Source organism: Brevibacillus sp. IT-7CA2, assembly GCF_949767855.1.
Classification (GTDB): Bacteria; Bacillota; Bacilli; order Brevibacillales; family Brevibacillaceae; genus Brevibacillus.
On record NZ_CATKQT010000051.1, the window covers coordinates 237,252 to 262,520 of the forward strand.

Below are 25,269 nucleotides of genomic sequence, written 5' to 3' on the forward strand. Positions count from 1 at the left end.
AAGCTCTTTTCCATTAGTAAAACAATGATTTATAATATTTTTCATAAGATAAAACTAATGAAAAGGAACGAGGAGACATGACGCTTACCCAACTGCAAGTGTTTGTCGCCGCAGCAAAAGCTGGGAGCTTCACGCGGGCAGCAGAAGAAATCGGCTTTACGCAATCCGCCGTCTCGCAAATGATACAGTCCCTGGAAAAAGAGCTAGGCGTCAGTCTTTTTCAGCGAAGTCGCAGCGGGATCACTCCCACGAGCATCGGAGAGCGAATGCTTGCGCACGCTCGCGACATTTTGAACATCACATCCTGCATGACGGAGGAAGCAAACGTGGCCCGCGGGATTTCGTCCGGTACCCTGCGTATTGCCTCGATCCCCAGCGTCGCCTCTCGCTTTTTACCTGGACTTTTGGGTAGCTTTCGCAAGCGGTTTCCTGCCGTGGACATCCTGCTTTTGGAAGGCGATAGTGATGAAATTAGCAACTGGCTGCACAGCTCAGTTGTCGATATTGCCTTTACCGTTATGCCTGATAAGGACATGCAAACGTTGCCGCTCTTGCAAGACGAAATGATGGTCATTTTACCAGATACCCATCCATTGAAAGACAGCCAGACCCTTCGTTTTTCCGAAATCGCGGAGCGTTGTTTTATCATGCCAAAGGATGGCTGCATCCGAAAAATGCTACAAGAGAATCACATCACCCCAACGGTTACGTTTGAAGTGCGTGAGGTGTATACGATTTTGACCATGGTGCAGGAGTATATCGGCGTCACCATCATGCCTGAGCTGTACATGCCACCTGTCATCCCCAAAGTCGTAGCGATCCCTCTGTCGCCCCCGATTACTAGGGAAGTGGTGCTCGCGGTGCGCAACTGGCAGTCGATCTCCCCACTCACGGCAGAGTTCGCCGTTCACAGCCAGCAATATGTAAAAGGCATGGACTTCACGCCAACGAGCAAGTAGCCACACGAACAAAGCCCTCGCCTATTGGGATTGGCGGGGCTTTTGGTGTGCGAGAAGCTCTGTTAGCCATTTTTCAAATTTGTTGGCACTCATGATTTCGTGGGTAATAAATTCATCCTGATAAAACAAGCCAAAGGTTGTCCATATGACAGGCGCGTTCTGTGCTGCTTCCCTCGTTGTCAGCTTGTACGAATGAAAGGGGACACTTTTCGCTTCCGCTACTTTTCTCAACTCTTCCAAAACACCAACAGCAAATGGACACTGCGCTGTGTAATAAATGGTGACGCCTTTCTCCTTTGAAGAAGTCGTTCCTGTTTTATGAAAGGAAGGCATAACAGCTTGTTTATTCCATTTCCATGCCACTAATTGAAAATACGGTTCTGCCTGGTCTGCCAGCTCAAACCCCATATGTTCAAAAAAACGTCTCTCACTCAAATACGGGTACTTGTTCTTCCCTACGATATGAACGATTCCGTCCATGCCACGTTTGATGGCATCCTCCTTGCAATGAAGCAACAATTGTTTCGCATACCCGTTCTCTTTATATCTGCCAGACACCCACAAACAGTTAATATACATATAATTGGGGGCTTCAATTGGAACCCATGCCATTTCCGCAGGCAAGTATTCAATAAACACTTTTGCCCGCTCATCCAAGCGATAAAAAACCAACCCTTCATCCATTCGCTCTGTCAGCCACTTCTTCTTCTCGGCTACTGCATTCTCGTATTGTTTTGCACCTAATGCACAGCATATGTGCTCCGTTTCTATGTTCTTTTTCGTTATTTCTATATACCCCATTTTCTTCCACCTCCACCTTTCCTCTGCTTTTATCTACTATCGCGGACGATTTGACCCAGTCTTTCGATGCCAGCTTCAAAATCGGCGATCGACGAGTACCCATACGACAGCCGCACATATCCTTCTTGCGTCTCCCCGTAAATCTTGCCCGGATTCAGCAGAATGCCCTGGCGTCTGGCTGCTGTAAAGAGCTCCATCATCGAGAGCTTTCCGTTCATTTTCAGCCAGATGAAAAATCCTCCCGCAGGCACTTCCCACGTCGCGAGTTCACTCATGTGCTTCGTAAGTGCCCGGATGGCAGCCGCTCGTCTCGTAATTAGCTGCTCTCTGACCTTGTCCATATGCCTCTCATACAAGCCACTCGCCAGCCACTCCTCCGCCACACGTTGCGATAGCGAGCTAACCCCGTAATCCGTCTGCATCTTGATATCGGCCAGGCGTTCGATAACTGGCTCAGGCCCCACTACCCATCCGATCCGCAAACCGGGGGTCAGTGTCTTGGACAGGCTCCCGATGTACAGGACATGTCCGTGTTTATCTCTTGCCTTGAGCGGCAGCGGTGGGGGCTCATTCGTCCACAGCTCGCGGTAAATGTCATCCTCGATAACCGGCAGACGCTCTTCTTCACATACCCGCAGCAGCTCCAGCCGGCGTTTTTCTGTCATCAGGATGCCTGTTGGATTATGAAAACACGGATTGGTGTACAGAATCGCCCCATGCTCCTGTTTTCGCCTCGCAAAAATCGCCTGCGCAATCATCCCCTGACGATCCATCGGCAGTCCCGCAAGCTCCATTCCCGCCGATTGGAACACATGCAAAGAATTGAGATACGAAGGCTGTTCCAAAAACACGGTTGAACCTCGATGCAATAACCCGACCGAAATTAATTGGAGCGCCTGCAATGCACCAGACACGATCAAGACAGAAGACGGCGAAGCTGTAATTCCTTGTCGTCCGACATAATCACTGACCGCTTGGCGCAGGGGGAGGTACCCTCTCGGCTCTTCATATCCAAATCCGCTTAGGTTCCTCGTCACCCGCTCCATGACTTGCTTCATCGCATCGACTGGAAACATGTCTGGAGAGAGCTCTCCTTTGCTCAGCTGAATCAGGTCTGCCTGGAATTCACGCTTATTGATTTCTTGAACCGCCGTCATGCTTGGCTTGTGCAATCCAGATCTGACGTACTCACTCCAATCCGGAGGTCGTGTCGTAGCTAGCAGCGTCCAGGTGTTATTGACTACGACAGTACCCATCCCCAGCTTTCCCTCGATCAACCCGTCTGCGGTCAACTCCTCCAATGCTACAATGACCGTGCTCCGATTGACTTCGAACGATTGTGCCAATTCGCGTTGGCTGGGGATTTTGCTGCCAATCGGCCATTCTCCTGTCGAAATTTTTCCTTTGATAAAATCAACAATTTTCCGATACTTCGGCAACCGTTTCTCTCTGTGCAACCTGATCGATCCCTTTCGTCTTCCTCAACTTTCTAGGTAATAGTGGTTGGTTTTTTTGACAGCCGAGTGGTTGCAGATATTTTACCACTTCTTGATTACCATGGAAAAGAAAGAAGAAACAGTGAATAGCTGGCTGGTTTTTTCATTCAAAGGAGGGAAGTTATCTTGTTGCATCATGTCAGAAGTCGTATTTTCGCTGCACATGCCATCAGCATTTTGTTATGGGCCTCGGCCTTTGCCGGTATTCGCGTAGGACTGCAAGCTTACTCGCCGGAGCATCTCTCGCTGCTTCGCTTTCTTATCGGCTCTCTTTTTCTCGGGATATTCGCACTCTTTTTCCGCATTCGTCTGCCAGAGTTAAAGGATGTCCCAGCTATCCTTATGCTCGGGGGCTTGGGGTTCGCCGTTTACCATACAGCGCTCAACTACGGGGAGATGACTGTAAGTGCAGGTGTAGCCAGCCTTTTGGTCACGACGACGCCGATCTTTTCCGCTCTCCTCGCTCTCCTATTTTTCAGGGAGCGTTTCGGGGTGAGAGGCTGGCTAGGTGCACTGATCAGTTTTCTCGGCGTCTCCATCTGCACGATTGGCACAGGGGAGACTCTTTTTATATCAGACGGAATATTCTTGATTTTATTGGCAGCCATTAGCGAAAGCATTTACTTTGCGTTTCAGAAGCCATTCATAGAAAAATACGGCGTTTTCGCGTTTACCGCCTACACCTTATGGGCAGGTACCTTATGTATGCTCTTCTTTCTACCCGGGCTTGGCACAGCGATAGCCCAAGCGCCTTGGGATGTGACACTCAGTGTTGTGTATTTGGGCATTTTCCCTAGCGTTGTTGCTTATTTGTCCCTCGCCTATGTGACTTCTGTCGTTGGTACCTCGGAGGCTACTACCTCCCTTTACATGACGCCAGTGCTTGCTTTTCTGATTGCTTGGGTGTGGCTGGGTGAAGGTCCTACGCTTGTGACGATGGCTGGTGGCGTTGTGACGCTTGTCGGTGTCCTGCTCGCAACGATGAAGCCTCGGTTATCCAGAAGGACTGTCAAGCACCAAGCCTCTTAGAAACGCCAGTATTTCCATGCTTGTCACTCTTGGCGCATCGATCGGCATCAAGTGCTTGGAGTTTGGAATGACTACCGTTTTGCTTTGCGGATGCCTCGTAACCTTTTGGATGAGAGAGAGCTTCACATCGAGCTTTGGCTCAGTCTCCGCCGGGAGAAACAGAACTGGGCATCTCATTTGTGCGTAGGCATCTTCATAGTGCAAATCGCAGACTGTCTCCATGATTTGAAGGTTAATCACAGTCGGTATCTGATACGTGATCAGACTATCAGACAGACGGTAGATCGTCACATGCTGAAACCATTTTTCGTAATACGGGTCCCACGGATACCAATGCTCCCTCGCGTATGGAGCGAACTCTTCTCGATGCTGGAACTCTGGCACTGTACGCTTGCGATACTGCTCCAAAATTTCAGCTTTTGATCCTTCCCGTTCGCCATTTGGGCCCACAAAATCAATCATGCCCGAATCCAGATTGATCAGTGATCGCACACGGTCAGGATACATCGCTGCAAAAAAGGTGGCGAAATCTCCGCCGAGAGAATTGCCAATCAGATGCGCTCTTTCTACCCCAGCATGGTCGAGAACTGCCCGTATATCCTCACATTGCGTTCTGATATCGTAGCCAGTAGCCGCATGCTCTGATTGGCCATGCCCACGCAGATCCATACAATTGATGTGGAAATCCTCTGAAAAATAAGGTAACATGTCGTTCCAGATGGACGAGGTACCGCCTTGGGGGTGCAAAAACAAAATCGTTTCACCATTTCGTGCCCCTTCCAACACATGCAACCTTGTCCCCTGCTGATAAACTGTCAGTGACTTCACTTTTGACTCACCCTTTCATTCGTTTTAGCTAAAGCGAGGAATACCTATGAACCGAACAGGTCGTTTACTAGAACTGCTTGCGCTTTTCCACACAGGAAAAACCTTTACCGTGGGTGATTTAGCCAATACGTTATCCGTGTCCAAACGAACGATGCTGCGTGACTTGCACTTGCTCAGCGAGGCAGGTGCGCCCTTGCAAGCTTCCCCCGGTCCTGGCGGTGGTTACAGGCTGATTCGATCCCATCAGCTAGCGCCTCTTGGCCTCACGACAGAGGAAGCCATTGCTCTGATTTTATCGTATGAAGCTCTTCTCTCCTACACGGACAAGCCATTTGCAAAAGAAACCTTGTCTGTGATCGCCAAGCTGCTTGCGAGTCTTCCAACAGACGCTTTGATTAGAGTAGAGCAGCTACGTAAAAAACTGCGGGTGACGAACCCAAGCAGAAGTGTGGAGGCGCCCTTTTTACGACCGCTCTTGGATGCTGCTCTTTCACAACAAGCTGTGAAAATTACGTACGACTCCCTGAACCGACGAAGCACCCGCATCATTCAACCCGATTATTTGTACGCTTTCGATGGCTACTGGTACTGCAAATGCTTCTGCTTTCTCAGAGGATGCACGGTCAAGCTGCGCGTTGACCGCATCCAAACCATGACGATTGTGGATGCCCCTTCTGTCGTCCTTGATCCGCATTTCTCACAGAATGAAGAACCAGAGCAGCTTCCCCTGCGAATTCGCTTGACGAGAAAAGGCTGCAAACTAGCCGAAAGCCACCATCAATTCGGCAATCAGATTACGCTTCTGGCAGATGGCTCCGGCTTCATTACCGATACCGTCGCGCCCTCCGAAATAGATTGGGTAGCCCGGTTTGTACTCAGTCTGGGAAGGGAAGCGACAGTAGAGGAGCCTGCTGAGCTAATCGACTGGCTGCATAAAGAGCTTCATGATCTGTGTCATTTTTATCCTGGTTGAACGCCCCTCTGTTCGGTCCTGAACTGAGCATAGCAACAAATGGTGTCAATCGATGTCAGTAATAAGAAAAACCAGGAAGACCCTCTTCCTGGCTAGTGCTAAATGCCGAGCTCTGCTGCCAACACGAGAAACATTGCATGTGACCAAAGCAGCGGCACAGCGGGATGGCCTGCCCTCTCCACCCACATCTCATAATGAGCGAAAGAAAGCAAATGCTCCTGCACTTGTTCAGGCAGTCCGCTCGTTTGCCGCTTGGAAACAATCCACGCTGCTATCTTTTCGGCTTCTTCACGCCTGCCCGTTTTCACGTAATACCAGCCCAACCAAGCGGATAACAGCAACCACTGCCCTCCGCCATAATACGTATCGGCTGGGTAGCGATGCACGCCGTATCCTGCGCGCAGCTCCTCTTCTATGGCCTGCACAGTTCGGATCATAAGCGGATCATCCACGTCGACGATCCCATACGGCAGTGCCAGCCAGAGCAGACTTGCATCTACAGAATGGTCCCCGACGGATTTTATCAATCGCCCGTTGGCTGTGCCATGCTCGCGTATGAATTGGCGAATGGTCTCTCCTTCTTGAGCGAGTTCGAAAGCTCGGTCGGACAAATAAGGCTCCATCGCCTTGATCCCGGCATAAATGGCTCCTAGCGTCACTGGGTGGATTCGGTCTCCTCCCTCTTCCCAGCAATCAAAGTTAGGGAGCTGCCAGCACGCCACTACATAGTCAATCGTCAGTTCAATAGATTGCCTCAGCTCGTGAATCAAGTCATGCTCCCCACTCATCCGCACATGCTCAGCCAGCCCCCACAGCCATGTCCCGTAGCCATCAAGCTGAAAGCTGCCCCATTCGCCTGCTACTTCTTCTCCGTCCGCTGTATAGCGCGTATGCAAAAAGCGGTCGTTCCCCGCATCATTTTTGTCTAATCCTTTTTTTACTGCCGTAATGGATGCTCTTGCCTTTGCCTCATGCTTTCGGATCACATCATTGCACCATTCGTAAAACTTGCGGGCGCTCTCATGGTTGCCGGTACGGTTCATCGCATATGCCGTAAATGTTCCATCACGGAGCCACGCATACTGATAGTGGGCAAATGCGGGTGAAGCGAGATACGCCCCGGTACTCGCTTGATGCTGAAGAATCAACTTTACACTTTCCTCAATCAGGGTCATGGTTATCCCCCCTTATTCGGACAAGCCGACTTCGTAACAAATACAGTCGCTGCTCGTCTTCCGGCTATGCTTTTATAGCATATGCAACCGACGTCCAAACGAAAACCCAATATGCATAGCAAAAGAAAACCCACTGGATGCACATATCCAGCGGGTTCTTGTGACACTTAATTTTGTGAAGGTACATCTGTATGTTCAGATTTCAGGAAATGCTGCAGCTCCTCATAAAAAGTCGGGTTGCAAGCCATCACGCTGCTTTTTTGGTCGTACGGCAGTGGTGTCCCCGTCATGGTCGTCACCCGGCCGCCCGCTTCCTCTACAATGATGCGAGCTGCCCCGAAATCCCACGCATTGAGCTGCATACTGACGTAGCCATCCAGTCTTCCCGCAGCCACATACGCCATCTCCAGAGCGGCGCTTCCTAGCAGGCGCATTCCGCGAACCTTCCCAGCAAGCTTTTTCACGATCAAGTCGATGCCGATCTGCTCAGCACGCTTGTTCCAAAATACGCTCGTGCATAACAAAGCTTGTTCCAGACTTACTGCTCGATTCACCTGCAAGGGACGATCATTGAGAAAAGCACCTTCCCCTTTTACTGCATAAAATAACTCGTCTCTGGAAGGATCGTAAACCGCTCCAACCATTCCCTCTCCCTTATGGTAAACGGCAATGGAAACGGAAAAATTGATTTGCTGATGAACAAAATTGGTCGTGCCATCAATCGGGTCGATGACCCAAAGCGTGTCATACTGCTTGTAATCCTCCGCATGTGCACTCTCTTCTCCAAGAATGCCGTGATCAGGGAATCGTGCAAGAATCATCTGAATGACGTGATTCTCCACTTCTTTATCTACGGCTGTAACAAGATCGGAGGCAGATGTTTTATACTCGACGGTAAAAGGCTCCTTCATTCGCTTCAGACTCAGCTCACCCGCTGAACGGGCGCATTGCAAAGCGAGCTCCTTGAGAGCCGCCAGTGTTGATGCTTGCACACGTATCGCCACCTAAAACTTGACTTATTTTTTCGCAAAGCACTCCCCTTTCTTCTCGAAAGAGAGGCTTCGACGTTTCATTTGAAAATGATAAGACAGCTCGTGCTAAAAAACGGCCATGCTATATTATTTAGTGTACCATACTTTACCTGCTGTTACACCACACGTTAGCCATGAGGAATGCGCCTGAAATGTCGTTGCTTCACCCAGCTCCCGAATAATTGAAAAAGGGTACCTCCTCGTCATTTCTGACCGTGGAGACACCCTTTTTTACATGACCACTTTAGCAGCAGCGCGTTACGCCACCTTTTTCAAATCGTTCGGTCAATGCGTACATGTAGTACTCACGCTCTGTCATCGGAAAGATACCCGGTGCCCCATGCGTCTCGTACCAATGGGCGAGATAGCGATCATAGTCGGGCATTCCGAAAATCGTTTTAATAGCAGAGCTCACTTTACGCATTCCTTTTCGCATGGCTCTTAGCTTGCGCCTCATGCTACGTGATGTCCTTTCCCGTCAAATACATTTCCTTTGGACTTGACGTACGGCGACTCCTGCAACGGATAGTGCTTGCCGCGGAGAATATTGATCCATACCCGCGCACCGTCGAGAATGATCCCAATCGTAATGACCATGAAGATCGCACATACCACAGCATCGATCTGGTCGTTGAAGATCATCTTTTGTGCAGCTTCCACCGTTTTTACTCCTTTTGGCAGCGTACCGGCATCCAGAGCCTTTTGGAATGCTTCTGCATGCGAGAGGAAGCCGATTTTTGGATCAGGATGGAACAGCTTTTGCCAGCCCGCTGTCAGCGTAGCCGTCGTCAGCCAAGCCATCGGTACGAGTGTGATCCACGAGTAAGCGGCTTTGCCCATTTTGAAAATAATCGTTGTTCCCACCGTAAACGCAATCGCGGCGAGCATCTGGTTGGCGATACCAAAGAGCGGCCATAGGGTGTAAATGCCTCCCAACGGGTCCATGACACCTTGGAGCAGGAAGTATCCCCATCCGATGGTAATGATCCCAGAACCAATCAGATTACCTGGTAGCCAGTTGACTTCTTTCATTTTCGGAATGACGTTGCCGAGCATGTCTTGTACCATAAATCGTCCGACACGCGTTCCCGCATCAATCGTCGTCAAAATAAAGACAGCCTCAAACAAGATCGCAAAGTGATACCAGAATGCCATTAATGCCTTGCCACCCAATACACCCGAGAAAATCGTCGCCATCCCGATTGCCAGTGATGGTGCGCCGCCCGTCCGGGAAAGGATCGTCTTTTCTTGAATGTCGTTGGCGAGCGTTGTTAAATGGTCAGGGGTTACGGTATAGCCCCAGCCCGTTATCGTCGTCGCAACCTGGACTGCATCCACGCCAATTGCTGCGGCAGGTGAGTTAATCGCAAAATAGACACCGGGAGTCAGGACGCACGCTGCAATCATCGCCATAACCGCGACGCCAGACTCCATCAGCATCCCGCCATAACCGATCAATGGCGCATGCGATTCCTTCGCGATCATCTTCGGCGTCGTTCCGGATGATACGAGTGAATGGAATCCTGATACGGCTCCGCACGCGATAGTAATAAACAAGAAGGGAAACAGATTTCCCGCAAAAACAGGGCCAGTTCCATCAATGAACTTCGTCAGTGCTGGCATTTGCAATGGCGGCAGTGTCAGCACAATTCCCACCGCCAATACCGCAATCGTCCCTACTTTCAAGAATGAGCTGAGATAATCGCGCGGTGCCAATAGCAGCCACACAGGCAAAACAGAGGCAATAAAGCCGTACACAATGATCATCCAGGCAAGCTGTACCTTGGAAAACGTGAAAGCTGGTCCCCATGTTGGCGATGCAGCAACGATTTGACCGAGCCAGAGGGAAAAGAACAAGAGAGCAAGCCCGATAATCGAGCCTTCCAATACCTGCCCAGGTCGTATATACCGCATATACAATCCCATCAATATCGCGATAGGTAGCGTCATGAATATCGTGAAGGTAGCCCACGGTGATTCAGCAAGAGCGTTAACTACAACCATGGCCAAAACAGCAATCAGGATAATCATAATGGCAATAATACCAATCAAAGCGAGTGCTCCGCCAACAGGACCGATCTCTTCCTTGGCAATTTGACCAAGGCTCTTTCCGTTGCGACGCATCGATCCGAACAGAATAATGAAGTCCTGCACAGCTCCACCGATCACGACCCCGACGATAATCCAGATCGTTCCCGGCAAATATCCCATTTGCGCAGCCAACGTAGGACCTACAAGCGGGCCTGCACCTGCAATCGCTGCGAAATGGTGCCCAAACAACACCCATTTGTTCGTTGGCACGAAGTCTTTGCCGTCGTTGTTCACTTCTGCCGGAGTAGCGCGATTGTCATCGAGCGCCATTAGTTTTTTGGCTATGAATTTGCTGTAAAAACGATAAGCTACAGCATAAGTGCAAAATGCGGCAGTCAGTAGCCAGAACGAGTTGACTGATTCCCCTTGCGAGAGCGCTATCATCCCGAATCCGACAGCACCCAATGCGGCTATCCCGCCCCAAATCAAGAGGGAAAGAAACCATTTCTTCATCCGAGTCGCCTCCTCCTATTTATCAAATATTCAGGCAATAAACCTTAGAAAAACGTATCACATCGGACAACTTGCCAACATAAAAAATGGCTGAACCGTACAAAAACAAGCACAAGCTGCACCATCCTCGTTTGAGTGTAAACGCATTCAATTTTGGGACGTAGAAAGTCTCCGCCCAGAGTCTGATCCAATCTCCACCACAATATGTTAAAGTTATACATAAATTGGTATCGAAATCAAAAAGGAGAATACGCACATGCGACGAATCGGGGGTTACATCATTATCGGAATCGGAGCGATTTTTGTTCTGGCTACCTACCTGAACGTACCGCTCGCAATGGACTTGCTATGGCCAGTCTTCCTTCTCATCCCAGGAATCGGGTTTCATATTTTCTTTTTTATGAACCCAAAGCCGAATCGCGCTGGATTGCTCGTGCCAGGCGGGATCTTGCTCGTTTATGCTCCACTCTTCTTTTTCAGCCAGCTATTTTTTCATGGGGATATGAGCACGACGTGGCCCTTCTTTCTGATTGGTCCTGCCGTGGGGCTTACTGAGCTGTACATATTCGGCAATCGCAAACCCGCTCTCTTGATCCCCATTGGCATCCTCACCGTTCTTGCCATCGTATTTTTGATCGCGAATCTGGCGTCTACCCAAGTAGGCGGCATCCTCGGCTTGATCCTCATCGTATTGGGCGGAATCATGGTGACACGTAAGAAAAACGATGACTATCCCATGTAAGCAGTCAAAAAAACAGACCAATCCTCCCCCCAACGGGACGCAGGATTGGTCTGTTTCCTTTAAAACCCCAATCGTTTCTTCAATTCCTTCACGACATTGCGGCTGACAGGCACTTCTGTTTTGCGATGATCCTGCATGACTAGATGAATCGAGCCTTTGAACCAAGGAACGAGCTCTGCTGTTTTGGACAAATTGACAATAAAAGCGCGATGCGTCCGAAAAAACTGCTGGCGTGACAGCCTGCTCTCCAGCTCCTGCAACGTAAACGTGGTCGCATATTGCTCACCTGCTGTATAAATGCTCGCATACCTTCCTTCCAAAGTGGCATAGACGATTTCGTTTGGATCAATCAGCATGATCTTGCCGTTTTTCTCCACCGGGACACGACGCGGCTGAGTATCGACCAGCACATTTTGCAGAAGGGACTGTAGCCTTTCCTCCAGCAACGGTGACGCGTCCAATGCATGCTCACTTTTCCGCCTCATTTTTCGTACCCGATTCATCGTCTTTTCCAGTCGCATTTCACTGAACGGCTTGACGATATAATCGACGGCTTCCGCCTCAAATGCTCGGACCGCATGAAATTCATACGCACTTGCAAAGATGATGACAGGTGGATTGACCATGGATTCCAGAAGCTCCTGCCCCACGTCGACCCCATCCCTGTCCTGCAAATGGATGTCCAAAAAGACCGCATCCGGCTCTGTCTGAAGCACCGCTTCCAACGCCTCTTCCCCACTGCCAGCCTCTCCTACTACGGACACTTCCGAAAACTGCTCCAGCAAATACCGCAGTTCTTCTCTGGCTGGCCTCTCATCATCGACGATGAACACTTTGAGCACTGACGTTCACCCCTATCGGTAATTGTATGGTGCATGTTGTGCCGCTCCCGCTTTTGCTCTCGATCACGATTCCATACGGTTCTCCGTAGATCGACTGGAGACGGCTTTTTACATTGGCAAGACCGATCCCAGATAATTGCCGCCCTGTACTCTTCTCATCTAGGGCTGGCTCGATTGGATCCACTTCCATTCCGACCCCATTATCTGCCACTGTCAGTTCGACGATTTGCTTTTCTTTGCGGCGCGCACGAATCACTACGGTTCCCCCTTCGCGCTTGGGCAACAGCCCGTGCTTGACTGCATTCTCTACCAGCGGCTGCAAAATCAGTCCCGGCACGGTAAACCGCTCTACGCCATCCTCGATGTCGTACTCTACATGGAGCTTGTCCCCGAACCTCGCACGTTCGATGGCCAAATACGCTTCGATATGCTCCAGCTCACGCGCAAGACTGACATATCCGCCAGAGTCATGCAAATTACGCCGGAAGTACTCCCCCAAATGAATCAACAGTTCACGGGCCTGTTCGGGCCGGAAGCGAATAAACGAAACGATCGTATTGAGCGCATTGAACAAGAAATGCGGATTGATCTGCGCATGCAAGGCTTTGATTTCTGCATCTGCCAACAGACGGGACTGCTTCTCAAGCTCAGCCAGTTCGAGCTGACTCGATATCAGGTTCCCCAATCCGCGTACGAGTTCCAAGTCCACTGCTGACAGTTTGCGTGAGCGATCCTGATACAGCTTTAGCACGCCCGCCACTTCACGTCTTCGCATCAGGGGGACAAGGATCGCATAGCGTAAGGAACAATTCGTCTCCCTGCATCCAATCTCTTCTTTCGTCTGAGCAATCTTCACTTCTTTGGTCGATAAAACTTCACGGGTCGCCTTGGTCGTTATGCCTTCTCCCACCACGTGATGGGACGAGCCTGCGCCAACATGCGCAAGTACAGAGCGCGTATCGGTAATCGCTACCGCTGCTACACGCGTCGTCCGCAATATTTCCTCTGCTACCTTTTGAGCAGAGTCGTACGTCAGTCCTTGACGCAAGTAAGACAGCGTTTTGTCGGCTACTTGCAGCGTTCGCTGGGCTTGGAGCGCCCCAATCCGATCTTCTTCCTTTTTGGCCAAATCAATAATAATGATCAAAATAGCAATTCCGACCGAGTTGACGATAGACATCGGTACACTAATGGCCTGCACCAATGCCAATGCGTCAGCGTAAGGACGTGCGATGAGCAAGACAATCCCCATTTGAAGCCACTCCGCCAAGAAACCAACGACGAGTGCTGTCGTCCACCCGATTTTTTTGCTGCGGTTACGGCGAAACTGATAGATTAATCCCGCAAACAAGCCCTCACTTATCGTCGAGATAGCACAAGCCAAGTCCGTAAAGCCCCCCAATGAATAGCGTTGAATCCCTGCAATCAGCCCTGTCATCAGCCCTACCCATGGACCAGCAAGCAAGCCTGCCACGACAGTCCCGATCACGCGTGAATTCGCAATCGCATCCTGATACCAGATGCCATTGTATGTACCCAGTATGGAAATAGCAGAAAAAATGACGACCATTAGTGCTTTTTCTCGCCACGTCGCTTGCTGGTTCAATATGCTGCGGAATGCACGTACACGCGTAAACAGCAAGGCCGCCACTATCAAAACAGCCGTCCGCTCCGTCAACGGAACCATTAATGCCATGTTCATTGGTTTATCCCTCTCAATCGCTGCCCTATGGTTCCTGTTCGTTTATATAACTAATCAAAATATTCACTTTTCACCTCGTTTTTCCCTTTTGCTTCTCTTCCTTTCCTAGTAAAAAAGGTTGCCGAAGTGATTTCGACAACCCATGGATACCCGTATCGTTTTAGTATGCGAACTCCAGTATTTTACACTTTTCTTTCGGTTCAAATCCTAGCTTTGTTCCCAGACGTACTGACTCCTCATTGGTTTCCAGCGTGGTCCAGTGCGGTGTCAGTCCATGTTCCATGCAATGCTCCAGGTACGCCACGCAAGCAAGCGTAGCAAAGCCTTTGTTCATGTCTGCTTCCTCGTACGTTTCCACGCTAATTTCATGATCATGCTCATGGACACAGCAAGAAAGGCAAGCACTCACAATCGTATTTCCTTTACATACACAGAACCCTACGCCCCACTGCAAAAAATCATCCACCGAATGATAGAATTCCTCTACAACCTCTATCAAGATGTTGTCAGGGTCGTTTTCGATGACACCTGCGTCGATTTTTTTCAAAGTGTACCCTTCAGACAGAGGGCGATAGCTGTCCTTTCGCGCTTGGAATTGCTCGGGATTGAACTGGTAGTAATACTCCCAATCCGTTTCTATCTCTCGATGCGAGATAGCTTTGGTCACTGCCTCTTCCCACGCTTCATCTGGGACAACTGCCAGAAAATGAGTGCCCCCGCACGATTCGGTCGTATATCTGCGCATTTCCCCCTCGATAAAGGCACCCAGGTCCGCTGTGAACGCTTCATTGGCAGCGTCCCCTACGAAAATACTGATCACGCCGGTTTGATCGACCAATGCTGTCCGGGGCTGCTCCACATCATCTACGTAAATCGCTCCTCGATTTGTCCCATTAACAATCGCATGGATGGTCAAATCGTTCACGTTATCAGATGACAGCAACGTCCTGATTTTTGCATAATCATTTGGTTCCAGTCGATGAATCATCGCAATTTCGGCCCTTTCTCTCTCTTTTGGACATCTGTGTACTTATGCGGCTGATAGCGGAGCAAAGTCAGTCAGACTCAGCTTCCGCACAAGAGTCGGGTCATAGCCCACGTTCCTTTCCTGGGAGGATTCCAGCTCTTCTGCAAGCAGCATGCGAGCCCGGTGCAGCCGGGATTTCACAGTGCCTTCCGGGATACCTACTCGCAAGGCGACTTGCTTGATCGGCAAATCCTCGTAATAGTGAAGCCAAACGACGCTGCGCAGCTCATGCTCCAGCTTCCATACTGCCTCTGTTAATTCAATAGCTTCGTAGGGAGCCTGTACCGCCTTCTCTCCGATTTGTAGCGGAGACAGCTCTACGGTTGGACTTCGTCTCTTTTTTCGCTGCCATTGTCTGCATTCGTTTATGAGAATTTGGATCATCCATGTTTTGAAATAAGCAGGCTCTCGCAGCGTTCGGATGGCTCTGAATGCTTTCATCATCGTATCCTGCACCACATCGGCACAATCCTCGTCCCGCCCGACATAAGTTCGTGCCAAGCCATACAAGGTACGCTCGTACAACTGAATGACTCTAGCAAAAGCTTCTACACTGCCGTCCTGTGCTAGCTGAATGTCCTGCTGAACTTCCCTCTTGATGCTCACATTGCATAAGCCTCCTTTTATCTCCAATATTTGGTTCCTATTAGTATAGATGATAGAGGTGGGTAAAAAGTTCATGAGATTTTATTTTATCTGCTTCGCAAATGGAAAAAGACCATCCCTTCAGCTTTTTCAGCTTGAGATGGTCTTGTCATGCTCGTTACATCAATGAATTACAGGTTACCTCTGCGATCCTGCTCGCGCTCCAGCGCCTCGAACAGTGCCTTGAAGTTGCCATTCCCGAAGCCTCGAGCTCCTTTGCGCTGGATAATCTCGATAAACAGCGTCGGACGGTCTACGATCGGCTTGCTGAACAGCTGCAAGAGATAGCCTTCGTCGTCTCTGTCGACCAAGACGCCCAGCTTTCTCAGCGCCTCGATGTCTTCATCAATTTCCCCTACACGCTCTTTCAGATCTTCGTAGTACGTATCTGGCACCATGAGGAAATCTACACCGTTATCACGCAGCTTCGATACAGTATCGATGATATCGTTGGTCAGGATGGCAATATGCTGTACACCTGGCCCTTTGTAGAACTCCAAAAACTCCTGAATCTGCGACTTGCGGCGTCCTTCTGCCGGCTCATTAATCGGGAACTTGATGCGTCCTGTTCCACTTTGCATCACTTTGGACATGAGCGCAGAATACTCCGTCGAGATATCGTCCTCACTGAAATTTTGTACGGCTGTAAAGCCCATGACCTTTTGATAGTATTCTACCCACTCATCCATGACCTCAACGTTACCCACGATGTGGTCGATGCCGATGATACCTGTACTCTCACTTTTGACTGGAGATTGGTAAGCTTTAAAGCCTGGGAAGAATGGTCCGTTGTAATTTTTCCGTTCAATAAAGGAGTGCATGTTTTCGCCGTACGTACCGATAATCGCTTTTTTGACTGTCCCGAATTCATCAGTATACTCAGTCGGTTCCATGATGGGAATGGCTCCGCGAGAAACGGCCTCCCGGTAAGCCTGTTCACAATCCTCTACACGCAGGGCTACGTCTTTGACTCCGTCCCCATGCTTTTTCACAAATTCCGCGATCGGGCTGTCAGGCGTAAGCGCCCCACTGATCACGAACGTCATATGCTTCTGCTTCAAAACGTAGGAAACCTTTTCACGAGAACCTGTCTCCAAGCCCGCATAGGCTACTGCTTCAAATCCAAACGCATTTGTGAAATAGTGCATAGCTTGCTTGGCGTTACCTGTATAAAACTCCAGGTAATCCCAGTCCTGAATCGGGAAAAAATCGGTATTGCTCATTACCTACCCCTCCGCTTTCCTGTTCAATTATTGACATTATTTTGTGAATTGGGATTATTTTGTCGTTATCTTGAGAGTACATTGGAAGCGCTTCCTCATGCAAGAACACGGAACAACGCGAAAACGCTCAAACGCTTTCATTTATTAAAGTACGCATGGGAGTAACAACTGGATACCAAAAAGCCACCGATCTAGTTGACCGATGGCTTTCGCTGCGTTTTCCTACTACCTATGTTTGAAAACAAATTGTTTCAGTTCCGCTAGAGGGGCTGCTCCTACGACTTTGTCGATCAATTCCCCGTTTTTGAGCAAAATGGTCGTTGGCAAACTCATAATGCCATACTGATTGGCAATCTCCGTTTGTTCATCGACATTGACCTTTAGGACTCGCACTTCGCTGCTATGCTCCCCATCAAACGATTCGAGTATCGGCCCAAAAAAGCGGCATGGCCCGCACCAAGGTGCCCAAAAATTGACGAGGGTATAGCCTTCACTTTTTACATCCTGTTGAAACGTAGTATCTGTCGTGTGGCAAATGCTCATTTGTACTTTCCTCTCCTTTTTATGTTGAACAGTTACTCAAAACGACCATTACAGACTCTTAATATCCTCAATATAGACAAATAAATAACCCGCTGTACCTGGATCATTTCAAATAACCATTCACAGACTTACTGTGCCTATAATATCCCTCAATGATTTTTGGTGTCAAGTTGCACCTTCCTAAAATGGGCATCGAAAGTGCAGATGACAGCACGAATCACTCTTCCCCTTGCTCATGCTTCCCATTCACTTTATGATGGATGTATTAAGTCCATGATTGAGGTGTCTTATGAAGTATTCACAGGCAACAGACTATGCCCTCCATGCAATGCTCTATCTGGTGGCAGAAGCGCCTGATAAACCCGTTAGTGTTCAGCTTTTGGCAGAGAAGCTAGGCGTTTCACAAACGTACCTATCCAAAATGCTGACGAAACTGGTCAAGGCTGGGTTGATCCACTCGGTCTCTGGCGCAAATGGCGGATACAAGCTCAAACGCAACCAGGATGATATATCATTTCTGGATGTGATCCAGGCCATTGAAGGGACAACCTCCTTGTTTGAATGCAGCTTCCATCATGATAGTGCCTGTCTGATTCAACAGGTTGTGGCTGACGCCGAGCAGCAAATGATGCAAACACTGAAGAACAAAAAAATTGCTGACTTAGTCGCACATATCCCCGACCGTTTGACGTAAAACAACTTCCTTGAAAAGCTCCGGCCACCTCGACCGGAGTTTTTCTTCATAACGGTATGGTTCAATCGAAGAGAAAGGCGTGAACAAGGATGAACCAATGGACGGAACAAGCCGCCAAGCAATGGGATCAATTTGCAGAAGACTGGCGCAAACGAAGTGAGCACATGTGGGAAAAAGGCAGCCGCAGCACCATCCTCCCCTTTTTTATGAAGCATGTACCTGTCAGAACGGGACCTGTTCTCGATGCAGGCTGTGGTGACGGCTATGCCAGTTGCAAGCTTGCAGAGCACGGATACCAGGTGGAAGGCGTCGACATTGCCGGGGAAATGATTCGTCTCGCTCATGACCGGGTCATTTCCTCCCCAGGCTCTGTTCATTTTCAGACAGGCGACATCAGCAAGCTTCCTTTTGCCAATGATTCATTCTCCGGTGTGCTCTCGATTAACGTAGTGGAATTCACGCCGTCTCCGCTCAAGGCACTCAAGGAACTTCACCGCGTGCTCGCACCCGGAGGAATTCTCGTCTTGGGTATCCTCGGTCCTACAGCTGGCCCACGCGCACATAGCTATCGCAGACTATATGAAGAGACGACGATCCAAAATACGATGATGCCCTGGGAAGCCAAGCAGTTGGCGTGCGAAAATGGCTTCACACTGCTCGGCGAAGAGCCTGTATACAAAGAAGGAATTACGCCAGATATCGCAGGCCGATTAAGCGTAGAGCTACGGGAGGCCGTCAGCTTTTTGACCCTGTTTGCTTTGCGGAAATAGATCAGAATGCTTTCAACTTTAGTTAAGTATGCCGGTCACACCATATGAGAGGGAAAACCGGCAATTTTTTATGATCAATCACATCGAACAGTGTCCCGCTAGTCTAGGCTTTGCTATTCCATAACTGGGCAGTTTACTAACCAATATTTCGTTGTTAAAATAGTCGTGCTAATAAAAATTATTTATTTTTCATTCTTTTTTATTACTTCTACTACAACTTTGTGCGACACACATCTCGGAAGGTGAGAATCATTATCAAAAAATGCAATTTTACAATTGTTGCCCCTATCATTTGCTTTCATTGTGGGAATGGGAACTTTCACAAAACGGATAATAAACACCAAATATACAAAGATCTCATCAATAATGAAGTCATTGAGATACCGGTAAAGCGTCAACGGTATCGATGCACTGCTTGTGGTACTAAAGAATGGGACGTTGTATTCGGAGCATCAACGTATTTGAAAAAAACGAGAATACTACTCTCCTTTGAAAAGCGCAACACATGATTCCAAGGTTCATGTGCCATGGCGAAATGATCCACCAACTATAGTTAAGAAGCTGGATTCTTTTACAGACATAGCCCGAGGCGCCTAATGTCATTTTGATTAGTTCGGATATGGATGGATCATCTTCAGCGATTAATATTGAATATGCCATGCTGTATACACCTCAACCATCATTACGCATTTTTGGGATTTTCCTGCAAACAAAATGCAAAATGTACAGATAAAAAAGACCTGTAAGAAGGGCCTTTTAAAGTGATCGTTCTGGTCATATTCTATCAAATCAACTCGCCGGTCCGGGCGTCTATCCACTGCATCTCTCTCTGATTGTCCCGATGAACTTGCCGATACACGAGACGGTAGCGATGATTTTTGCCCCGACCGGAATAATCAATCTGCCATTCCAGCTTCAAGTCGAGCGCTTCCCTATATATTTGGAGCGCCTTTCTCTCGTCTAAAAGCGGAGTCGTCTGGACTGTCTCCAACTGAGCCGTATCGATGAACGAACTGTCCATACCTTCGAGTAGCCCCGTCGTTTTATTGACGACAATTCGGAGAGACTCCCTTTTGAGCCACACCCCCTGCACTCCGATGCGGAACTCGAACTGCTCCCGATCAGATTCCCCCGCTTCCTCCTGCTGTCGAAGCCATAAATACGGTTCCAACTCAGGTCGCGTACGCGCTACTAATTGGAGTACAATGTCCAGACATTCGTCCCGTGATAATCGTTTCTCACCTGGCGGACAGTCTTCGAAACGGGAAAACGAAACCAATGCACCCGTCCTTTTATGAATCATCACTTTAACGGTACCCGCGGATCTTGTCTGAAAAAAAGTACGAAACGAACGATCATCAGAATCAGTAGACTTCCAGTCCCGCCGACGCCAGACAAAAGCGGAAATCTCCTCATCTATGTCGGCACTTCTCAATAATTGATACTGTTTGGGATCGATCCCGAGTAAAGCTTGAATCTCTTCTAACGTACGAACTGCCACAGCCTTTGGAAGTATTGGAACTGGCAGCCATACAGCTTGCTCTTCCCATTCCACCGATTCCTCGTTCAACTTGGAAGCCTCATGCTCGTCCGCTGGATAGCTCATCAAACAGTTGTCCAGCTCATACACAAGCCGTAGCTCAAACTCCGCTCTATTCAAAACGTCTTTTGGTACATAAGTGAGTTGCAGGTCCACCTTTACGGTCTTCTCTATGTGTTGCAAAATCTGCTCCTTCTCCATCAAATTATCCGGGACCTTCGGCTTTTTCTGCCGACCGAAATAAAGGAAGCTGCTGACCATACCACTCTGGTGTACCGTCACTCGAAAACCTGACGATGGTAGTGGCAAATCCATCACAACCTGCTCATAGAAGAAAATCGTCCTGGATTCAGTTGCTTTCGTACGCGTTAAGGAAAATCCTTTCAATGCAGTAGGATAATGGATAAGGACGAACTCCTCGCCGCGAAGTCGCAATTCCTCTTGTGAGAGCACGGGTAACTCACGAGCAGCTTCCTCCACGTCAATCGTATATTCGAGCAACTCCTCTTGACTGCCCAACACCAAAGACATGCCCGTATCTTTACCTGATTCGCCCCATACAGGATCAGCGCCTTGTTTTGTCCATACGAACACCGCTCTTCCGGCCTCCCGTTTGTCCTCCTGGTAGTCTGCAATGGTAAGCTCATGTGATTGTGGAATATGAAATCTAGCTTCTGCTAGCTGTTTTAATGCAACAAGCCTTTGCTGCAAACGATCTTGTTCAGATACGATGGCAGATTCGGATCGAATGGCTCCTTCTGTGGACGAGTAATTTTTGCGCAATGCTTTCAACCCCCTATGCAAAATGGTTTTGACTGTACCGGAGGGCATGCGCAGCAAGTTTGCAATCTCCTCAATCGTCATATCTTGCCAATACTTGAATGCAATCACTTGTCTTTGTCTTGGCTCTAGCTGATCGACAGCAGCAAGCAGGTCGATACGATCGTCATGCTCCGTGACAGAAACCTGCTGAAGCAAGTCGACGTAACGATCATCTACCACAAGTCGTTGGCGCTTGTTCAGCGCTGTCATCGCGCAGTTCATGACGATACGGGTCAGCCACGTCGTGAAAAATTGTGGCTGTTTCAGCTTAGGCAGCCCGACCAGTGCCCTATATATCGTCTCATGAACAACATCTTCTGCATCCATTTCCTGCCGCACATAATAATAGGCGATCCGATATAAGCGATCCTGTTGTTCTTCTATCAACGAAAGAAAAGCCGTGCGATTTCCCGCCTGAGCTTCTCGAACTCGCTCAAATTGATTCATGCTGTGTCCCCTCCCTGTACATTCGTTAGACCAGCGAGTGTGCCATACGGTTTCACTTTTCTCCGTTCTTTTCTGCTGGTAGGATGAAAACAAAAAACCCGCAAGAAAGCCACTATGATAAAGTGTCCTTCGTACGGGTTACCATTCCATATGTTAACGGTACTGAATATTATTCAGCTGCATCCACATTAATTTACTGTCAATCAACATGGCAAGCGTCATCTCATCCATCCCGTGCAGTTGACGGTACAAGCGCTGCGTTTCGACCAAGTCATTGTAAGTCAAGAACGGATAGTCCGGCCTGCCGAATGTCCCGTCCGGAAAATAAGCGTAATGCAAATCGCCATTTCCGAGAATCCACTGCGCTCCGAGGTTGACCACACCGTAGAGCATGATGTCTGCTAAGTCTCTGTCTGTCTGGTCCCCGAATTGCAGGTAGCTTTTGTAGAGAAAATTGATTTCCGCCAACTGATGATTCAAAGAAACATGTGTCCGAATCATTGGATTCGTTGCTGTCGCGTAGTCGGCAACCAGCCACCCTTGCTGTACACCAGCGATAACAAAGCGGTTCATAGCTGCGTGATTGTGAAAGTAAGAAGCATATTTTTTCGCAGATTGGCAAAAGTCCTTTTCTTGATACTGATCACAGCCCCGCAGCATCAGATCAGCCGCTCCTGTGTTGAATCTCGTATCGTAAAAGCCCTCTGGTATCCCATAATCGCCACTTAACCACAAGGAACGCGGCTGCGTCTTCCAGTACCCCTCAGGCTCCTGCTGCTTCAGGCTCGCTTTCAACATCACATAGCCCATATCTCGGGCAGCCTTGCTTCCACCTGTATATAAAAAGGAGCGAAGGACATAATTTTCTGGAATCCGCCAAAAAGAGGCCTCCGAAGTCGGCTCGTACGTTGAAGGGCTTTGATAGTAATACCCATCGTACAGCCATTTTGCCTTTTCCGTAACGTCCAGGTTAAGCCAGACGCTATCAATCGATTGTTCTCCCCAAGGAACGAGCGGATCTCTCGAATCGAGCGCCCACATTTCGCTGATAAAACCTGCTTTCATCGGCAGCTTGATCACCAGCTCGACACCAGATGACGTCTGTTTTACTTCGACTGGCATCGACAATGCCGGCTTTTCTTCAATCGTAGCTCTACCATTATCCACGTAGGTAATGGGCTTACCTAACCAAATATACCTGCCCTCTGTCTCTACAAAACCAGAGGAAAGCGGAAGCGTCTGGACTTGATCAAGCGTGACAACCTTCCAATACGGTTTCTTCGACTCATCATAAGCTCGATAGCGGAACATTATGTTCTGACTGTTGCCCTGAATCGGGATGGTGAAAACGTAGGGCATCATATTGCGCTGACCTGTCATTTTATGCGCCCAATACGTGACACCATCTGAGAAACGAAATTCTTGTTTTTGGTGAATCGCGCCATTCAGGTGGTCAACAGTTTCTGTTTCTGTTGGTTTTTTCCATTCGTTTGCAGAAATATCGCTCGGAAAGAAACTACTTACGGCGATGGCCGTCATCAAAAGGAGCATTCTGCTGATTTTTCTGACCATGTCATCCCCCTATTCTATATAAAAGAGAACCGAAAGTCCTACTTTAAAATGAATATTTCGTAGCGATTATTATTTTTACAATAATCTGATAAATTAATCATAGGTGTCTAATTCTATTTCGCAGGAGGGAATTTATGGACAAGAAAGTACGCTACGTTGTTTCTACAGCACTCGTAATATCTCTGTTCACCAGCCCCTCAATCATCCATGCCACCCAAGCTGAACCACAACCCCACATTCCTTATTACGGAATAGGGCCAACCTATATACAGCCTGCACAGATTGAGAGCTTGTTTCCCAAGCCAACTATCCAGTTTGGGACACCCGGCTTCCAAGAAGGAAAAGAGGCTTTTACGTCCCAGGAAGAAATGATGGCTTACATAAGCAAATTGGCTGCAGGCAACAAGGAAATCAAGTTGCTATCCATCGGTACATCATTGGAAGGTCGCGATATCCCCCTGCTCCTATTCAGCAAAGACCACGGCAAGCTCAAACAAAACAAGGAGAAGCCACTCATCTGGCTACAGGCACAAATCCATGGAAATGAACCCGCCTCTGGTGAATCTGCTCTTGTAATCGCCAAATGGCTGGCAGAAGGAAAACTTGGCACCGATCTCCTGGATAAAGTAAACGTTGCGATTGTTCCTCGCATCAACCCGGATGGCTCCTACCAGTTCAAACGCTACATTGCGACAGAGCTGGATGCCAACCGCGACTACATGAAGGTAGAATATCCAGAGGTGCAAGCCGTTCACCAAGCCATCCATGCCTATCAACCTGATGTCGTGCTTGACGCCCATGAATACGGCGTCTCTTCCAGCCAGCTTCGCGATGTTGGGGAAAAAGGCGCAATCTCTTCCTACGATGTTCTGATCTCCTCTGCGAAAAACTTGAATATTCCCGCCAACCTGCGCAAAATGTCAGACAACCAGCTCTTGGCTGACGTTCAACTAGCACTCGACAAGGAGCAACTTTCTCATCACGCATACTATACGCTGGCAAAAGGCAAGGACGGAAAAGTGACCGCAACAGAAGGCAGCACAGAGACGAGAATCGGACGCAATGCCTTGGGATTGAAAAACACGTTGACGTTTTTGGTGGAAACACGCGGCATCGGCATTGGACGCGCCGATTTTGAGCGCCGTGTATACAGTCAGGCCATGACTCACGCTGCTGTCATCCAATCAACAGCGGACAACGCCAAAGCAATCATGTCCGCCGTGACGCAGGCACGCGCAGAAATCACGGAAAAAGGCAAAAAGGCAAACGACAACGACAAACTCGTCATCCTGAGTGAGAATAAGCGAGTACCGGGTCAATCTCTCGAAGTGGTCGATCTAGCCACGGCAAAAAAAGTGTCTACCCCCATAGACTGGGTAAGCTCCACGGATGCCTATCCCGTACTCGAACGCGAGCGCCCCACTGCTTATCTCATGCCTCCTGGCTACCATGACGTTGCAGCCAAGCTAGAACTGCTCGGTGTTTCGGTAAGCAAGCTATCAAAAGAAACGACCATAGCAGTAGAAAGCTACACCATTTTGGAAAACAAGGTGAATACGATTTACGAGAATGGGCATTTCACCAACCAAGTGACTGCAAATGTAACAGAAACAACGAAAACCTTTCCTGCGGGTAGCTACGTGTTCAGCATGGCCCAGCCAAACGCCAACTTCATAGCATTGGCCTTGGAACCGGAATCAGTAGACAGCTACGTCACGTTTAACTTCTTGCCCGTTGAAAAAGGCGATGAAGTCCCGGTGTATCGCTATATGCTGGAGCAATCGCTACCCACCACACAAAAGAACTAAAGGAAAAATTCCCCTCTCTAAAGTTAGACTCCTGAGAGGGGAATTTTGTTACATAT

At 48.8% G+C, this 25,269-nt stretch carries 22 protein-coding genes; 7 read left to right on the top strand and 15 right to left on the bottom strand.

Annotation, left to right across the window (positions count from 1 at the left end; all coding sequences use genetic code 11):
- The first annotated feature begins 77 nt into the window (after positions 1–77).
- Complete coding sequence (locus ACM6JA_RS24660; protein WP_414854500.1) at positions 78–959, top strand: LysR family transcriptional regulator; 882 nt, start codon at positions 78–80, stop codon at positions 957–959.
- Positions 960–980: 21 nt separating this feature from the next.
- Here ACM6JA_RS24660 and ACM6JA_RS24665 read toward each other — a convergent pair whose 3' ends face one another.
- The gene (locus ACM6JA_RS24665) at positions 981–1,760 is read right to left on the bottom strand and encodes a GNAT family N-acetyltransferase (RefSeq protein ID WP_414854501.1); all 780 of its coding nucleotides are present in this window, start codon (positions 1,758–1,760) and stop codon (positions 981–983) included.
- Between the two features lie 29 nt (positions 1,761–1,789).
- Entirely contained in the window at positions 1,790–3,217 is a 1,428-nt protein-coding gene (locus ACM6JA_RS24670) for a PLP-dependent aminotransferase family protein (RefSeq protein WP_414854502.1), read from the bottom strand.
- A 165-nt stretch (positions 3,218–3,382) separates the two neighbouring features.
- Between ACM6JA_RS24670 and ACM6JA_RS24675 the strand changes: the two genes are divergently transcribed.
- The gene (locus ACM6JA_RS24675) at positions 3,383–4,285 is read left to right on the top strand and encodes a DMT family transporter (protein WP_414854503.1); all 903 of its coding nucleotides are present in this window, start codon (positions 3,383–3,385) and stop codon (positions 4,283–4,285) included.
- On the opposite strand, the gene ACM6JA_RS24680 is transcribed toward ACM6JA_RS24675, so the two are convergent.
- Positions 4,250–5,113: an alpha/beta fold hydrolase gene (locus ACM6JA_RS24680; protein WP_414854504.1), complete on the bottom strand. Its 864-nt coding sequence runs from the start codon at positions 5,111–5,113 to the stop codon at positions 4,250–4,252. The two genes, ACM6JA_RS24675 and ACM6JA_RS24680, sit on opposite strands and share 36 nt — an antisense overlap.
- A 46-nt stretch (positions 5,114–5,159) precedes the next feature.
- Between ACM6JA_RS24680 and ACM6JA_RS24685 the strand changes: the two genes are divergently transcribed.
- The gene (locus ACM6JA_RS24685; protein WP_414854505.1) at positions 5,160–6,086 is read left to right on the top strand and encodes a helix-turn-helix transcriptional regulator; all 927 of its coding nucleotides are present in this window, start codon (positions 5,160–5,162) and stop codon (positions 6,084–6,086) included.
- A 98-nt stretch (positions 6,087–6,184) separates the two neighbouring features.
- Here ACM6JA_RS24685 and ACM6JA_RS24690 read toward each other — a convergent pair whose 3' ends face one another.
- The 4 genes from ACM6JA_RS24690 to ACM6JA_RS24705 all read right to left on the bottom strand — a co-directional run bounded on the left by ACM6JA_RS24690 (position 6,185) and on the right by ACM6JA_RS24705 (position 10,836).
- Positions 6,185–7,261 (bottom strand): glycoside hydrolase family 15 protein, encoded by a 1,077-nt coding sequence (locus tag ACM6JA_RS24690; RefSeq protein ID WP_414854506.1) that lies wholly within the window; start codon positions 7,259–7,261, stop codon positions 6,185–6,187.
- Between the two features lie 167 nt (positions 7,262–7,428).
- Positions 7,429–8,253 (bottom strand): inositol monophosphatase family protein, encoded by an 825-nt coding sequence (locus ACM6JA_RS24695; protein WP_007722944.1) that lies wholly within the window; start codon positions 8,251–8,253, stop codon positions 7,429–7,431.
- Positions 8,254–8,536: 283 nt separating this feature from the next.
- Positions 8,537–8,749, bottom strand: a complete 213-nt coding sequence (locus ACM6JA_RS24700; RefSeq protein WP_414854507.1) for a CstA-like transporter-associated (seleno)protein — start codon at positions 8,747–8,749, stop codon at positions 8,537–8,539.
- On the bottom strand, positions 8,746–10,836 hold the full coding sequence (locus ACM6JA_RS24705; RefSeq protein ID WP_414854508.1) for a carbon starvation CstA family protein: 2,091 nt from the start codon (positions 10,834–10,836) through the stop codon (positions 8,746–8,748). Before ACM6JA_RS24705 ends, ACM6JA_RS24700 begins: the two co-directional genes overlap by 4 nt.
- A gap of 256 nt (positions 10,837–11,092) precedes the next feature.
- Between ACM6JA_RS24705 and ACM6JA_RS24710 the strand changes: the two genes are divergently transcribed.
- Complete coding sequence (locus ACM6JA_RS24710; RefSeq protein ID WP_007722938.1) at positions 11,093–11,578, top strand: hypothetical protein; 486 nt, start codon at positions 11,093–11,095, stop codon at positions 11,576–11,578.
- 59 nt (positions 11,579–11,637) lie between these two features.
- Here ACM6JA_RS24710 and ACM6JA_RS24715 read toward each other — a convergent pair whose 3' ends face one another.
- From ACM6JA_RS24715 to trxA, 6 genes are all read right to left on the bottom strand, one after another.
- Positions 11,638–12,420, bottom strand: coding sequence for a LytR/AlgR family response regulator transcription factor (locus ACM6JA_RS24715; RefSeq protein ID WP_414854509.1), 783 nt, complete (start codon positions 12,418–12,420; stop codon positions 11,638–11,640).
- Positions 12,395–14,122 carry an ECF transporter S component gene (locus ACM6JA_RS24720; RefSeq protein ID WP_414854510.1) on the bottom strand — a complete coding sequence of 576 codons (1,728 nt, stop codon included), beginning with the start codon at positions 14,120–14,122 and terminating at the stop codon, positions 12,395–12,397. The genes ACM6JA_RS24715 and ACM6JA_RS24720 overlap by 26 nt, the downstream gene beginning before the upstream one ends.
- Before the next feature lie 160 nt (positions 14,123–14,282).
- Complete coding sequence (locus ACM6JA_RS24725; protein WP_414854511.1) at positions 14,283–15,110, bottom strand: GNAT family N-acetyltransferase; 828 nt, start codon at positions 15,108–15,110, stop codon at positions 14,283–14,285.
- Between the two features lie 42 nt (positions 15,111–15,152).
- Entirely contained in the window at positions 15,153–15,755 is a 603-nt protein-coding gene (locus ACM6JA_RS24730) for an RNA polymerase sigma factor (protein WP_414854512.1), read from the bottom strand.
- A 170-nt stretch (positions 15,756–15,925) separates the two neighbouring features.
- Positions 15,926–17,017 (bottom strand): 4-hydroxyphenylpyruvate dioxygenase, encoded by a 1,092-nt coding sequence (hppD, locus tag ACM6JA_RS24735; protein ID WP_414854513.1) that lies wholly within the window; start codon positions 17,015–17,017, stop codon positions 15,926–15,928.
- Between the two features lie 225 nt (positions 17,018–17,242).
- Positions 17,243–17,560: a thioredoxin gene (gene trxA / locus ACM6JA_RS24740; protein WP_414854514.1), complete on the bottom strand. Its 318-nt coding sequence runs from the start codon at positions 17,558–17,560 to the stop codon at positions 17,243–17,245.
- A gap of 289 nt (positions 17,561–17,849) precedes the next feature.
- On the opposite strand from trxA, the gene ACM6JA_RS24745 reads away from it, so the two are divergent.
- Together ACM6JA_RS24745 and ACM6JA_RS24750 are read left to right on the top strand one after the other, a co-directional pair.
- Positions 17,850–18,254: an RrF2 family transcriptional regulator gene (locus ACM6JA_RS24745; RefSeq protein ID WP_173618637.1), complete on the top strand. Its 405-nt coding sequence runs from the start codon at positions 17,850–17,852 to the stop codon at positions 18,252–18,254.
- An 89-nt stretch (positions 18,255–18,343) separates the two neighbouring features.
- Positions 18,344–19,024: a class I SAM-dependent methyltransferase gene (locus ACM6JA_RS24750; protein WP_414854515.1), complete on the top strand. Its 681-nt coding sequence runs from the start codon at positions 18,344–18,346 to the stop codon at positions 19,022–19,024.
- A gap of 784 nt (positions 19,025–19,808) precedes the next feature.
- Here the strand turns inward: ACM6JA_RS24750 and ACM6JA_RS24755 are convergent.
- Positions 19,809–21,833, bottom strand: a complete 2,025-nt coding sequence (locus ACM6JA_RS24755) for a sigma-70 family RNA polymerase sigma factor (protein WP_414854516.1) — start codon at positions 21,831–21,833, stop codon at positions 19,809–19,811.
- A gap of 153 nt (positions 21,834–21,986) precedes the next feature.
- Positions 21,987–23,405, bottom strand: coding sequence for a hypothetical protein (locus ACM6JA_RS24760; protein WP_414854517.1), 1,419 nt, complete (start codon positions 23,403–23,405; stop codon positions 21,987–21,989).
- A gap of 134 nt (positions 23,406–23,539) precedes the next feature.
- Here ACM6JA_RS24760 and ACM6JA_RS24765 point away from each other — a divergent pair, with 134 nt between their 5' ends.
- Positions 23,540–25,213 carry a M14 family metallocarboxypeptidase gene (locus tag ACM6JA_RS24765; protein WP_414854518.1) on the top strand — a complete coding sequence of 558 codons (1,674 nt, stop codon included), beginning with the start codon at positions 23,540–23,542 and terminating at the stop codon, positions 25,211–25,213.
- Positions 25,214–25,269: the final 56 nt, after the last annotated feature.

Excerpts from the sequence above, each read along its gene's own strand:
- ACM6JA_RS24665 (WP_414854501.1), bottom strand. The coding sequence starts at position 1,760 with ATGGGGTATATAGAAATAACGAAAAAGAACATAGAAACGGAGCACATA.
- ACM6JA_RS24720 (WP_414854510.1), bottom strand. The coding sequence starts at position 14,122 with ATGAACATGGCATTAATGGTTCCGTTGACGGAGCGGACGGCTGTTTTG.
- trxA (WP_414854514.1), bottom strand. The coding sequence starts at position 17,560 with ATGAGCATTTGCCACACGACAGATACTACGTTTCAACAGGATGTAAAA.
- ACM6JA_RS24710 (WP_007722938.1), top strand. The coding sequence starts at position 11,093 with ATGCGACGAATCGGGGGTTACATCATTATCGGAATCGGAGCGATTTTT.
- ACM6JA_RS24765 (WP_414854518.1), top strand. The coding sequence starts at position 23,540 with ATGGACAAGAAAGTACGCTACGTTGTTTCTACAGCACTCGTAATATCT.
- ACM6JA_RS24760 (WP_414854517.1), bottom strand. The coding sequence starts at position 23,405 with ATGGTCAGAAAAATCAGCAGAATGCTCCTTTTGATGACGGCCATCGCC.
- ACM6JA_RS24705 (WP_414854508.1), bottom strand. The coding sequence starts at position 10,836 with ATGAAGAAATGGTTTCTTTCCCTCTTGATTTGGGGCGGGATAGCCGCA.
- ACM6JA_RS24690 (WP_414854506.1), bottom strand. The coding sequence starts at position 7,261 with ATGACCCTGATTGAGGAAAGTGTAAAGTTGATTCTTCAGCATCAAGCG.
- ACM6JA_RS24725 (WP_414854511.1), bottom strand. The coding sequence starts at position 15,110 with ATGATTCATCGACTGGAACCAAATGATTATGCAAAAATCAGGACGTTG.
- ACM6JA_RS24755 (WP_414854516.1), bottom strand. The coding sequence starts at position 21,833 with ATGAATCAATTTGAGCGAGTTCGAGAAGCTCAGGCGGGAAATCGCACG.
- ACM6JA_RS24745 (WP_173618637.1), top strand. The coding sequence starts at position 17,850 with ATGAAGTATTCACAGGCAACAGACTATGCCCTCCATGCAATGCTCTAT.
- ACM6JA_RS24685 (WP_414854505.1), top strand. The coding sequence starts at position 5,160 with ATGAACCGAACAGGTCGTTTACTAGAACTGCTTGCGCTTTTCCACACA.
- ACM6JA_RS24750 (WP_414854515.1), top strand. The coding sequence starts at position 18,344 with ATGAACCAATGGACGGAACAAGCCGCCAAGCAATGGGATCAATTTGCA.
- ACM6JA_RS24700 (WP_414854507.1), bottom strand. The coding sequence starts at position 8,749 with ATGAGGCGCAAGCTAAGAGCCATGCGAAAAGGAATGCGTAAAGTGAGC.
- hppD (WP_414854513.1), bottom strand. The coding sequence starts at position 17,017 with ATGAGCAATACCGATTTTTTCCCGATTCAGGACTGGGATTACCTGGAG.
- ACM6JA_RS24660 (WP_414854500.1), top strand. The coding sequence starts at position 78 with ATGACGCTTACCCAACTGCAAGTGTTTGTCGCCGCAGCAAAAGCTGGG.